Below are 12,351 nucleotides of genomic sequence, written 5' to 3'. Positions count from 1 at the left end.
GCTACGCCTCCCCCGCGTCCGTGAAACCGTGATGGGCGATCTCCAGGACCTCGGTGGCCACGGCGGGGCTCGCCGGGTCGAAGGAAGGACCGCGCCAGCTCACCGGGAGTACGTCGATCAGCCCCCACTGGGCGACCGTCGAGCCGTCGGCGCGCAGCGCGGCGATCTGCCCGGTGGGCCGGGTCACTCCCGTGGTGACGGAGGAGATCCACTCGGCGACCTTCGAGGTCTCCTCGGTGAGGGGCCGGGTCAGCGTGATGTTGGAGAAGGTGACACGGGAGGGCAGCTGCCAGACGAATCCGTTGTTGCCGCCCTCCTGCCGCTGCTCGATCTCGACCTGGGAGGAGAGCCCTTCGCAACCGTTGAAGTTGCCCAGGCTCTCACCGTCGATGGTGAGGTTGAAGAAGATGGTGGAGCCTGCGTCGAGTTCCTGGGACATCGGGTGGCGCCTTCCTGCGGTTCCACGTGCGGTTGGTCGGGGTGTCCGGCGGGGCCGGTCTTGCGAGACGTGCGATCTTGCGGCTCGGCTCGCACGGCGGGCCGGACGGTGGCGCGGGGGCGCCGGTGTCGTCAATGGCGTGGGTCGCGCAGCTTGCCGATCCGCTCGCGGTCGAGCCGTAGCTCGGTGCGCAGCAACCGGGTCATCGGCCCGATCAGCCGCTGGACCAGCTCGGCCATCTGGTCCTCCTTCAATTCACGGGGTTCGAACCGGCTCGTCACCGAGGGCGGGGGCCGGTCCGAGGAACCCCCGCCCGAGGAGGAGTTGCCCGTCGCCAGAGGCGCTCTTCCGCCGGAGCCCCGGGAGCCCGCTGCTCCGCCGCCCTTCCGTTGCACGGCGACGGACGTGCCGCGCGGTGTGGACACACGGGCCGGGGCCGGGGCCGGGGCCGGTGTCGGCGTCCGGACGGGGACTGGGGCAGGGGCGGGGGCCAGGGCGGAGACTGGGGCCGGAGAGGGCTGCGCGGCCGGGGTCGCGGGCGCCCGCTGCACGGGCAGCGCCACGGCCGGAGCGGTCCGGGCGGGTGCGAGGGACACGACGGGGCTGTGGACGGGAGCCGTTACGGAGGGGCCGGGGGCTACGGGGGCTACGGGGGCACCAGGAGCCGTGGGGGTGCCGGGAGCGCCCGTCACCGGCGTGCGATCCATGCCGCCCGGGGTGGGCGGCGCCGACGCGGTCGCGGAGCGCTGAACGACGGGAAAAGCCTCGGCCGCACCGCTGAAATGGTGGCCCTCGTTGCCGAGTTGCACAGGCGCGGACGGCACGACGGGGGCGGCCGCTGAGCTGGGGGCCATGTGCGGGAGCGGACGGACGGCGGCGGGCGGCGGCGCCGACACCGCAGACGACGCGGAACGCTGTACGGCGTGCCCGGCGTGCCCGGCGTGCCCAGGAGCGCCGCCGGTACCGGTGACCGCGACCGCCGGTGCACCGGCGGTGCCCGTGGCCGCGCCGGACGTGGCGGCGGCCTGAACGCGGCGCAGCCGCACGGCGGTCGGGGCGGGCCTTCCCGTCGGCGCGGGGGCCGGAGACTTCGAGGGCTTCACGGCGCTACGGACACCCGGACGTGCGGACGCCCCGGGAGCGGCGACCCGCTGCACGGCGACCGGAGAGGACCCGGCCGCAGGGGCCGCGAGGCGTCGCGGCGAGGGGGCCGCCGGAGCATTGCCCGGCACGGCGACGGGGGCAGCGGACTGGCGCCCCACCGGCGGCGGCGTGAACCCGGCGGCCGTGACCGGCCGCGAGGAACCCACCAGCGGGGCGACCGGCACCGGCCACGACCGCGACGCCGACGGCGCGTCGGCCGACGCCAGGGTGACGGCGGACGACCGCCCCACGGACGACGCGGCGCTGGTCACGGCACTGGTCACGGCACTGGCCGGGGCACTGGCCGGGGCCGCGGGGGCGCCGGAGGCCGGGGCGGAGACCGGGACGGAGGCCGGAGTCGGGGCCGCGATCCGGGGCGAAGTCCGGGGCGGTGTCTGGGCCGAGGTCCGGGGCGGTGTCTGGGGCGGTGTCTGGGCCGAGGTCCGGGGCGGTGTCTGGGGCGGTGTCTGGGCCGAGGTCCGGGGCGGTGTCTGGGCGTGGGACGACCGCTGCACCGGCAGCGCACTGGCCAAACGGCTGGACGCGGAAACGTCGTTGACGGCGGACCGCACCGGCTTCCCGGGCGCAGGACCGGCGCCGACCACGGGCACCGACCGTGGGGCACCCACCGGCGGGACGGCCGAAGGCGTTCCCGACACCGGACCCGAGGCCGTTCCCGGCCGCTGTACCGGCGCGGTGGGCAGTGCAGCCCGCCGCACCTGCGGCCCACCGGCCGGACGGACGGCTCCGGAGCCGTCCGCCACGACGGGCCGCGTCGAACTCACCGGCGGGGCAGCCTCGGTGGCGCCGCCGCCGGAGCCGCCAGGCCGCCGGACAGGAGCACTCGGCACCGGCGCAGCACTACCGGCGGCAGCCGCCGGACCGGTCGGTGCCGGACCGCTGGGCGCCGGACCGGAGCGGCGAACCGCAGCCGGACTCGCAGGCAGCGGCGCATCACCGGCACCGGGCGCGGCGAGCCGCTGCACCGGCAGCGCACCGGCGGTCTTCCCGGCCGTGGTGTCGGCGGCCATGGCGGAGTGCGCACGCGTCGGAGCGCCGGGCGCACCCGTACCGGAGCCGGAAGTTCCTGGAACGACAGCGGAGTTGGAGGAACCGGCCCCGGCAGCCGAACCGGACCCGGCGCTCGTCGGCCGGCTCCCACCTGTTGACGCGCTGTCTGAGGCGATCCGTCGCTGCACGGGCAACGCCGGTGCGGGACCGATGGCGGGCGCGACGGGCCCTGGCGCGGACGGCGCGGACGGCGCGGACGGCGCGGACCGCGCGGGCGGCTGTACGGACGGCGGCACCGGAGCGCTCGGCGGCCCACCGGCCGCCGACGCACGCTGTACGGGGGTGGTGCCGCCCGGGGCCGCGCCACCGGCCTGCCGAAGCACCGGCGGCCGCGCCGCCGGGGTCGTCGGGATCGCCGCCGGGCCGCCGACAGGGCCACTCAGCGGAGCGCCCAGCCTCGGCCGGCCGGTCGCCCGGGGTGCGGACGTACCGGCCCCGGACGTACCGGCCCCGGAGGCAGGTGTCCCCGGCGTACCGGCCGAGGACGTAACAGCTCCCGGCCCGGCCGCCGGTGTCCTGCGCGCGACCGGGGTTCCGCCGCCCTGGCCACCGCTGGACGCACGCGCCCGCCCGGCAGAACCTGAGGCCGGGCCCGGCGCGGACGAGCCCGCCGCCGATGTCGGCCGTACCGAAGGCACTTCGCCCCCGGAGGTACCCGGGCGCGAGCCTGCGGGCGTTGCCGGTCCCTGCGCGGTCGGCCGTACGACGGGACCGGCGACGCCACGAGGGCGCTGCACCGGTGACGTAGATGACGGTGAAGTCGGCGATGTCGATGTCGGTGTAGCCGGTGGCACCACCGGTCCCGCCAAGGGGGCCCCGAGCAGGGGGCGCCGGGGCGGCGTGGAGCCTGCCGATCCGCTCCCCGAGGACGGTGCCCCACCGGGCGCCGCCGGTCCGGTCACCGGTCCGGGCACCTGGCCGGGAGCGCTCGCCTCACGGCGCTGTACGGGGAGCGAAGAGGGGTGAGCCGGAGGAGTCCGGTCCGGAGAGATCCTGGCCGCACCGGCCGCACCGGCCGTGCTGACCTTTCCGACCGGAGCCGGGTGCGCCGCCTTCGGCGCACCCGTCGGACCCGGCCGCCGGGGGCCCGGCGGCTCGATCCGCGCGGAGCCGCCGCGCGGGCCGTCCTGGTCTCCCTCGGAGCGCCGCACAGGAGCGGCGGCCGACGGAGTGACGGGCCTCGGAGCGGGCGCAGCGGAAGGAGACGGGGAAGGGGAAGAGGAGGTAGGGGAAGAGGAAGAGTCAAACGTCAACGCCCGTGCGGGCGTCCGCGCGGCAGTCCCAGCAGTCCCGGTAGTCCCAGCGGTCCCAACGGTGCCGGTAGTCCCGGCGGCCGCCTGGACGGGCGCCGCCTTGCTCGGCAGCACCGCGGGAAGCACCCTGCGCCGCACCGTGTTCGGGGCGGAAGCCCGGGTCAGCGCCGAGGGCGCGGGGCCCGGCCGGGGCCGTACGGCGGCGACTCGCGGGCCCACGGCACGCTGGACCGTCGGCCCCTGAGCAGGACCACGGCCACCCGCGCCGCTCCCGCCCTCACCGTCACCGTCGTCGACGACTGCGACCGGCAGGGAGAGCCTGGCCCCGCCGAGGCCGCCCGGCCTGGGCCGCACGGCGGGCGACAGCGCGTCCCTGATGAGACCGGTCGGAGCTCCGTCCAGAACGGCGTGCGAGAGCGTCCCGGAGAAGGAGTGGTTCTGCCAGCTGGACAGCGACCCCGCGAAGTCCGCGGACGCGACCGTCTGCCGCGCAGGGGCGAGCGTCGCACGCTGGATCGGCGGCAGAGCGGCCCAGCCGCGTCCCCCGCCCGAAACACCGGTACCAGTACCCGTAGTACTGACACCCGTACCCGTACCGGCACCCGTACCGACATCAGCACCGGCACCGGCGGACGCCTCAGGGGCGGGGCCCGGTACCGTACCGTCCCCGCCCCCGGCCACACCTTGGTCCCGGTCCTGGCCCCGGCTCTGATTCCCGCCCCGGCCCCGGCCCTTGAGCCGGTCGAATATGCCCATCACCGCTCCGTCGCAGCGCGCGTCACCAACATGGCGATCTGCTCGGCGTATCGCCGCCGCTCACGGTGTTCGAGGTCCAGGATGCTCTCCAGGTTCCAGTGGAAGTGGTAGGCGATGTACGCGATCTCCTCATGGATCCGGTCGGTCGCGTACGTCACGATTCCCCCAGGCGGCTCCCGCCGAGCTCGACCTCGAACGGCTGCTCGCAGTGCGGGCAGGACACGCCGGCCCTGGTGTGGCCCTCGGCGTTGACCTGACGGTAGAAGTCCTGCAGAAAGGCGAGGTCGGAGGCGAACATATTCTCCACCACGCCGTCGTGCATATGTGCCACGGTGCCCAGCTGGGTGATGACCCGGCCGAGCAGCACCACCGAAAGATACGCGGGATTCTCCTGCACCCGCATGTCCCGCAGCGGGATCAGCTCGTCCCGGGCGGTCGCCAGACGCATCACACCCTCGCGATGCACGGTTCCCATGTCGTCCACGTACCCGCGCGGCAGCTCGAACGCGAACTCGGTCCGCAACTCCTGCCGTTGCCGTACGGGGGCTGCTTCCGCCGATACGACGGCCGGGGCCGCCACGTCCGCGGGAGCGGAGGTGGCGGCAGCGGCGTCGGTGGCGGGCCTGATAGGTCCGCGGCGCATTACTCGGTGACCAGCTCTTCGTAGACGATCGTGACGGTCTCGGTCATCACGGAGGCCTCGCCCGCCGTCGCGCCGGCACCCATCACCTTGCTGCACCAGGCGTTGCGCAGGTGCTGCCGCCTGACCGGGTTGAACTGGTAGTCCATGTAGATGATGCTCGCGTTCTTGCGCGCCGAGCCCATGTCGCCGCGCAGCGAGGCGGCGATCCACTCGGTGAAGGCGGCGGACTGCTCCATACCGCGCGTGACGGTCGTCTCGCCGGCCTTCTTCACGCCGGGCATCTTCTTGGTGATGGGCTGGCCGTTCGCCGAGACCTGCTGGTACTCGATGACGTCCTGCTCCATCCCCACCTCGCCCACGGCGTGCAGGTACTCGACCATGACGCCGTCGATCTGGAGGCCGAAGTTATGGGTAGTGAGCGCATCACCCTGAGAGAGAGTCATGAAAACCGTTCCTTCTACTGATGCTGGTGCCTGTGGCTGTACGTGAGATCAGGTGCGAGTGCGGAGGCGGGGGACGTCCTACTCCTCCAGCTCACCGCTGCCGCCGGAGAACTGCGCCAGCCGGAAGATCACGAACTCGGCGGGCTTGACCGGCGATACGCCGATCTGGCAGATGACCCGTCCCAGGTCCACCGACTCCGGCGGGTTGGTCTCGGCGTCACACTTCACGTAGTAGGCGTCCTCCGGCGTGGCGCCGAACAGGGCGCCGCTGCGCCACTCCGTCACCAGGAACGCGGAGATGTTGCGCCTGATCCGGGCCCACAGCGCCTGGTCGTTGGGCTCGAACACCACCCACTGCGTGCCGTTGAGGATCGACTCCTCCAGGTAGTTGAAGTACCTGCGGACGTTGAGGTAGCGCCAGGCCGGGTCGGAGGAGAGGGTGCGCGCACCCCAGACGCGGATACCGCGGCCGGGGAAGGTGCGGATGCAGTTGACGCCGATCGGGTTGAGCAGGTCCTGCTCGCCCCGGGTGATCTGCATCTCCAGGTCGACAGCGCCGCGTACGACCTCGTTGGCGGGGGCCTTGTGCACACCGCGCTCGGAGTCGTTGCGGGCCCAGATGCCGGCGATGTGGCCGCTGGGCGGGATCAGCCGGGTCTGGCCGCCGGCCGGGTCGAAGACCTTGATCCACGGGTAGTAGAGGGCGGCGTACTTGGAGTCGTAGTTGGACGTCTCCTGGCGCCAGACCCGGATCTGCCGGGCGTTGAGGCCGGGCGGCGGGTCGATGATCGCCAGCCGGTCGCCCATCAGTTCGCAGTGGGCGATCAGACCGAGCTGGACGGCCTTGACGGCTTCCAGGTCGATCGCGCCGCGCTGGTAGGCGGCCATCAGGTCGGGGACGGCGACCATCGAGATCTCGTCCACCGCTTCGAGACCGCCGAAGCCCGTACGGTCCGAGGAGTCGCCCAGGTACTCGGCGATGCCGACCGACTCGCCCTCCACCGCGTCCGGGACCGCCGGGGTCTGCGCGGCGGCGGGAACCGCGAGCGCGACCGTCTGGTTGTCCGGGCGGGCGAGCTGCGAAGCCGCGACCGCTTCCTGGACGGCGATCAGCTTGGAGCGTTCCTTGACCTGCGTGACCACGTAGTTGCGGGCGCTCTTCTTCGCCGAGACGTCGAAGGTCTCGACGGGCTTCGTGCCGTCCTTGACGACCAGCCGGAAGCGCTCAGCGGGGCCCTCGCCCTCGGCGTCCGCGACCTCGACGCTGAGCGTGCCGCTCTCGCCGGGCGCGATGGCCGACACCTTGAACGTACCGAGAGCCGCGGGCTCCCCGGCCGTCAGCGCGGCGGGCGCCGCACCACCGGCGGCGACGGCCGACCGGCCGCGCTGCCCGCCCAGCGAGTCGGAGCCCTCGCCAGGCGCGCCTGTCACTCCGCCGGGCGCCCCGCCCACGCGGACGACGTAGGCGGCCGATCCGCCGTTGTTGAAGAAGCCGTACACCGAGTGCGCCAGGAAGTAGCCGTCGGTGAACTCACCGAAGGAGGCGACGTACTGGGTCCAGTTGGTGACCAGCGTCGGCTCGTTCAGCGGACCGTCGGGCGCCAGCCCGACGAATGCGGCCACCGAGGTGCCGACCCCCTCGATCGGACGAGAGCCGCTGGCCACCTCTTCCACGTATACGCCCGGCGACAGGTAAGACGGCATGCTCTGCTCTCCTCGGGGTACCAATACAAGACCAGTCTCACCCTCGCGGCCCATGCGCGACCGGGTAAACGTCCTCAGGTGCCTCATCAGGGGCACCGATTATGTCCACGGGGGCAACTCCCGCGCGTCCGCGCGACCGTGATCGGCCGCTACGGGTCGCGCTTCTCCGGTCGTCAGGACGGCGTGACCATTCGGGCGCGGAGCGGCGTGGAGCGGCGTGGGGCCGCCTGGAGCCGCGCAGGTGGCCGCTTTCCTCTCGGCCGGGCGTTTACGCGGAGGGGTTCGAGGGCATTGCGGGACACCTTTTCGGGCAGCGGTGGTACCCCGCGGCCTCTGCTGTCGCCTCCCCCGTGGGCAGTAACGTCCATCGGGTGACCATCTGGACTTCCCTGGAGCCCGCCTCGACCACGGTCGACCCGGGCAGCAGCAGCACCGTACGTCTGCGTCTGCGCAACACCGGCGACGTCGTCGATGAGTACCGCTTCGAGGCGGTCGGCGACGTCGCACCGTACGTCACGGTGGAACCGCCGTCCATCAGGCTCTTTCCGGGAACCACCGGAATCGTGGAGCTGACGTTCGCCCCGCCCCGTACCCCGGACGCGACGGCGGGGCCGCATCCGTACGGTGTGCGCATCCTGCCGACCGAGCACCCCGCGGCCGGTACGGTCGCCGAAGGGAACGTCACCTTCACCACGTTCATGGAGGTGCGGGCCGAGCTGGTCCCGCAGACCGTCAAGGGACGCTTCAGGGGCCGGCCGAAGCTGGCCGTCGACAACCTCGGCAACACCTCGCTCACCGCGTCGATCAGCGGCGGCGACAACAGCGACCAGCTCTCGTACGAGATCGTCCCGTCCAACGTCCAGATCCAGCCCGGCCGCGCCGCCTTCGTCGACGCGACGCTCAAGCCCCGGCAGATCACCTGGGTGGGGCAGAAGCAGGAGCGGCCGTACGGGCTGTCGGTGCGGCGCTCGGGGTACGAACCCCTGGCGGTGAACGGGACGTACGTGCAGCGCAGCCTGCTGCCGCTCTGGATGATGACCACGCTGAGTCTGCTGCTCGCGCTCACCATCACCGGCGTCGTGCTCTGGTTCACCTACAAGGCACCGGTCCGCACCCTCGCGCAGGAGAAGCTCCAGCAGACGGCGGCCACCGCGCTGCCGGAGGAGCCGCCGGAGAAGCCGGCCGAGAAGCCCACGCAGGACGCCGCGCCCGCCGAGGAGCCCAAGGCGTCGGACGAGGGGGACGGCGGGGACAAGGAAGAGGAGGAGGAGAAGGCCGAGGAGGAGGAGAAGGTCGAGCGGGGTCCGCTGCCCCTCACCTCGGAGGACCAGCCGAACCTCTTCGTACAGTTCGCCCAGGTACGGCTGGTCGAGGGGGCGGGCGGCTGCAAGCTGACCGAGGCGCACGCGGTGGGCAAGCTGGACGCGGCGACCGAGAAGGCGCTGAAGTGCTTCCAGCAGGCCCACGACTCCGAGTTCGGCGACTTCAGCCGGCTGGCGGAGAACGACGGACTCGGAAACCTGGGCCGTAGCACGATGACCGCGCTCCTGGCGGCCCACTGGGTCGACGCGACCTCGGTGCCCCTGAAGGCGAACGAGCCCAACCCGGAAGTGCCGTGGGCGCGGAACGTCCTGCTCTGGGGCACCCAGGCCGAGATCGACGACGGCGACCTGGCGTCGATGGTCAAGTACACGAAGGCCAACATCGACTACCTGGCGAAGCGCGTCCAGCTCAAGGAGAATCCGACGCAGCGCGACACGAACAGGATCAAGGAGTACCAGGGCCTGTTCGGGGCCGAGCAGAACGGGCTTCTCGACAACACGACGCTCAAGAAGTTGCAGTTGGGCTGGATCAAGGCACAGAACACCGCTGGCACGGTGACGGCCAAGGACTGGCTCCCGGCGCCGGTGGAGTAATCGGCCCAGGTGGTCGCCCCCGCGGGCCCGTGGCCGCCGGACACACTCCGTCCGGCGGCTACGGGCCCGCGGCGCGAGCGGCCGGGTGCGGGGACGCGGTCCACCAGGACGAGCGCCGCCTACCAGGTCGCGTCGTCCAGGACCAGCCGGCCCGCCTTGCGGTACTCGCGCTGGGCACCCGCCAGCAGGTCCGCCGTCGAGACGCCGTCGCCCCGGCCGGCCGCCGCGTACGCGGCCGTGACGACCGCGCTGCGGATCGAGCCGCCCGCCAGCTCGAAGTCCCGCGCGCAGGACGCCGGATCGACGTCGTCGGCGCACGGGACATGGGCGAGGCTGTGCCGCCAGAGCGCCAGCCGCTGGTCCTCTTCGGGGAAGGGGAAGTCGACCACCAGGTCCAGCCGGCGCGTGAAGGCGTCGTCGATGTTGGAGCGCAGGTTGGTGGTCAGCAGGGCGATGCCGTCGAACGACTCCAGGCGCTGGAGGAGGTAGGCGCTCTCCATGTTCGCGTGGCGGTCGTTGGAGCTGCTGACCTCGGAGCGCTTGCCGAAGACCGCGTCCGCCTCGTCGAAGAGCAGGACCGCGTCGGTACGGTCGGCCTCGGTGAAGATCCGCTCCAGGTTCTTCTCCGTCTCACCGATGTACTTGTCCACGACGGACTGAAGCTGCACGACGTAGAGATCGAGGCCGAGTTCACCCGCGACCACCTCGGCGGAGAGCGTCTTCCCGGTACCGGAATCGCCCGCGAACAGCCCCACCACGCCCCGCCCGCGCCCGCCGCCCGCGCTCAGCCGCCAGTCGCCGAGCACCCGGTCGCGGTGCTGGGCGCGCAGGACCAGTTCCCGCAGCTGCGTCAGCGGGCCCTCGGGCAGGACGAGATCGTTCCAGCCGACGTCGGGACGGATACGGCGCGCGTGCCGCTCAAGGCCCGAAGCGGACTGCTGACGGGCCGCGAGCCGCAGATGCGCGGCGGACAGCTCGGCGCCGTCGAACGCGGCGAGGTCCAGTGCCGTGCGGGACGCGCGGCCGATCCCGCCGGGCCCGAGCCGGTAAGCGGCGACGACCGGCGCCAGGTCGAACCCCGGCTCCTCGGGGCCGAGCGCCGCCCGCCAGGCGTCGAGATCGCCGGCGCGCTGCCGGGGCGCGTCCAGCACGAGCGGGTCGTGCCCGCCGTCGCACCACTGCGGGTCATACGGGCGCGGGTCGGCGAGCAGCACCGGGACATCGCTGACCGCCAGCGCCCTGACCAGCTCCTCGGGCCTCTCGGGCAGCGAGGTGACGACGATCGCGCGTCCGGTCAGCCGTGCCTCACGGAGCAGTTCCCGGTACGGGAGGCGCTCCCCCGATGTCCGTTCCACCGGCGCGTGCTCCCCGGGGCGGTGGTCCCCCGGGCGTTGCCCCGGCGTGAGGTGCAGGGCCGCGATACCGGCCGCGCCCAGGGCGACGGTGGCGCAGGCCAGCCCGTCGCCGTCGCGGTGCTCACGCAGGTAGACCATGAGCGGACGCGCCGCCAGTTGCTCGGCCAGTTTCCGTACCAGCGGGTGGTCGCCGTAGGCCGTACCCGCGGTCCGCGGGTCCGCCGTGTTCTCCGCGTCCGCGTCCCTGGGCAGATACGGGAGCGGGCGTACGGTCCCGTCGAGCGCCGGGTCCGGGGTGTCGTCGCCCAGCAGATGCGCCACGACCCGGTCGGGCACGTGCAAGGAGCGGCTGAGGAAGGGGCTTTCGGGCTCCTCCACCTCGATGAGTCCCCGCGTGAGCAGCGGCGCGGACGGATGGAACCGGGACCGGCCCGCGACGGAGTGCGCGGGCACCCCGCACAGGTCGAGCGCGAGTGCGACGGTCGCCCGGCGGCGTGTGACGTCGTCGTTGAGATAGCCGTACAGCGCCTCGAAGGTGCGGTCCAGGTCGGGCGCGAGCGCGACCAGCAGGATCTGGGTGTCGAGCGGGCTGAGGCGCAGCAAGTGGGCGAGCCGGTGGAGGCGGTCGTCGGGGGACGGCCCGGCCCCGTACGGATCGTCGGCCGCTTCGGGCTCGTCCGTCCCGTCCGGCTCGCTCGTCGCGTCCGTCCCGTCCGGCTCCTGCGGCGCCTCCTGTTCGGAGGTGTCCGTGCCCTTCGGCCCCCCGAACAGCAGGTGCCGTACGGCGTCGTCCGTCAGGTACATCCCGCGCATCGGATCGGTGGCCGTCGGATCGGTGGCGCTGCGACGCTCGACCAGGAACGCCACGCGGTCGCGCAGCGCCGCGAGCCGTTCGAGCAACGGAGAGGAGGGGCCGCTCACTTCTGCCGCTCCTGAACCGTTCTGCCCGCCGTGCCGTTCCTCTTTGCGAACTCCTCCTTGGCCAGCTCGACGCTCTCCGCGCTCTGGAACCGCGTGGGACCGTCGTCGGGCGTGCCGCCCGCGCCCCGCACCTGGACGCCGAGCCCTTCCGTGACCGGCGGGCCGACCCTGTATTCGGGGAACGCCAGGAAGGGCGCGGTAATCACCACGTCGAGCGAGGGCTTGAGTTCGCCGCCGAGCGCGGACCAGATGTCGGCGAGCGAGCGCGCCTCGTTGTGCAGCCCCGAGACGGTCAGCGGGACGGAGAGGCCGAGTCCGGCGAGGGTGCCGGTCAGATCCTCCGGCGGGAGGATCTCCTTGGGCAGCAGCGTGTGCAGTACGGCGGAGAGCATCCGGTGTTCGTCCTGCGGACGTTTGGTCCAGGCGGTGACGAGATACGCGAGCCGGAACCAGCGCGGCGGCTGGTGGTGCTTGAGGGTGATTCCCTGCTCGTCGCGGAGCGACATCTTGCCGCGCTGGCGCCGTGTGGTGTCCTCGCGGATGTCGTAGAGATACGCGTCGATGGTCGGGGCGTTGCGCCGGGCCGCCCAGTCGCGCGTCGGGGCGTCGAAGGTGACCTCGACATCGGACCCCGCGAAGGCGCCGCGGGTGAGCAGCCCCTTGAGGATGTCGTCCACCTCGTGGATCACGGTCGCGCTGCCCTTCAC

At 73.0% G+C, this 12,351-nt stretch carries 9 protein-coding genes; 2 read left to right on the top strand and 7 right to left on the bottom strand.

What is annotated here, in order from left to right; all coding sequences use genetic code 11:
* Position 1: 1 nt before the first annotated feature.
* Positions 2-439: a phage tail protein gene (locus OG627_RS25265; protein ID WP_329068771.1), complete on the bottom strand. Its 438-nt coding sequence runs from the start codon at positions 437-439 to the stop codon at positions 2-4.
* A 1,287-nt stretch (positions 440-1,726) separates the two neighbouring features.
* Between OG627_RS25265 and OG627_RS25260 the strand changes: the two genes are divergently transcribed.
* A complete protein-coding gene (locus OG627_RS25260) occupies positions 1,727-3,619 on the top strand; it encodes a hypothetical protein (RefSeq protein WP_329068769.1) in 1,893 nt (630 codons plus the stop codon).
* Positions 3,620-4,661: 1,042 nt separating this feature from the next.
* Here OG627_RS25260 and OG627_RS25255 read toward each other — a convergent pair.
* From OG627_RS25255 to OG627_RS25240, 4 genes are all read right to left on the bottom strand, one after another.
* The gene (locus OG627_RS25255; protein WP_329068767.1) at positions 4,662-4,820 is read right to left on the bottom strand and encodes a DUF6760 family protein; all 159 of its coding nucleotides are present in this window, start codon (positions 4,818-4,820) and stop codon (positions 4,662-4,664) included.
* Positions 4,817-5,305, bottom strand: a complete 489-nt coding sequence (locus OG627_RS25250) for a hypothetical protein (protein ID WP_329068765.1) — start codon at positions 5,303-5,305, stop codon at positions 4,817-4,819. The genes OG627_RS25255 and OG627_RS25250 overlap by 4 nt, the downstream gene beginning before the upstream one ends.
* Positions 5,305-5,748, bottom strand: a complete 444-nt coding sequence (locus tag OG627_RS25245) for a phage tail protein (RefSeq protein ID WP_329068763.1) — start codon at positions 5,746-5,748, stop codon at positions 5,305-5,307. Before OG627_RS25245 ends, OG627_RS25250 begins: the two co-directional genes overlap by 1 nt.
* A gap of 78 nt (positions 5,749-5,826) precedes the next feature.
* Positions 5,827-7,452 carry a phage tail sheath family protein gene (locus OG627_RS25240; RefSeq protein WP_329068761.1) on the bottom strand — a complete coding sequence of 542 codons (1,626 nt, stop codon included), beginning with the start codon at positions 7,450-7,452 and terminating at the stop codon, positions 5,827-5,829.
* Positions 7,453-7,823: 371 nt separating this feature from the next.
* On the opposite strand from OG627_RS25240, the gene OG627_RS25235 reads away from it, so the two are divergent.
* Positions 7,824-9,368: a COG1470 family protein gene (locus tag OG627_RS25235; protein WP_329068759.1), complete on the top strand. Its 1,545-nt coding sequence runs from the start codon at positions 7,824-7,826 to the stop codon at positions 9,366-9,368.
* Between the two features lie 119 nt (positions 9,369-9,487).
* On the opposite strand, the gene OG627_RS25230 is transcribed toward OG627_RS25235, so the two are convergent.
* Together OG627_RS25230 and OG627_RS25225 are read right to left on the bottom strand one after the other, a co-directional pair.
* Positions 9,488-11,644 (bottom strand): ATP-binding protein, encoded by a 2,157-nt coding sequence (locus tag OG627_RS25230; protein WP_329068757.1) that lies wholly within the window; start codon positions 11,642-11,644, stop codon positions 9,488-9,490.
* A complete protein-coding gene (locus OG627_RS25225; RefSeq protein WP_329068754.1) occupies positions 11,641-12,333 on the bottom strand; it encodes a DUF4255 domain-containing protein in 693 nt (230 codons plus the stop codon). The genes OG627_RS25230 and OG627_RS25225 overlap by 4 nt, the downstream gene beginning before the upstream one ends.
* Positions 12,334-12,351: the final 18 nt, after the last annotated feature.

Source organism: Streptomyces sp. NBC_01429 (assembly GCF_036231945.1).
Lineage (GTDB): Bacteria > Actinomycetota > Actinomycetes > Streptomycetales > Streptomycetaceae > Streptomyces.
This window is presented reverse-complemented; position numbering and strand designations above follow the sequence as displayed.

Coding starts and splice junctions, on each gene's coding strand:
- OG627_RS25265 (WP_329068771.1), bottom strand. CDS start 439: ATGTCCCAGGAACTCGACGCAGGCTCCACCATCTTCTTCAACCTCACC.
- OG627_RS25250 (WP_329068765.1), bottom strand. CDS start 5,305: ATGCGCCGCGGACCTATCAGGCCCGCCACCGACGCCGCTGCCGCCACC.
- OG627_RS25245 (WP_329068763.1), bottom strand. CDS start 5,748: ATGACTCTCTCTCAGGGTGATGCGCTCACTACCCATAACTTCGGCCTC.
- OG627_RS25240 (WP_329068761.1), bottom strand. CDS start 7,452: ATGCCGTCTTACCTGTCGCCGGGCGTATACGTGGAAGAGGTGGCCAGC.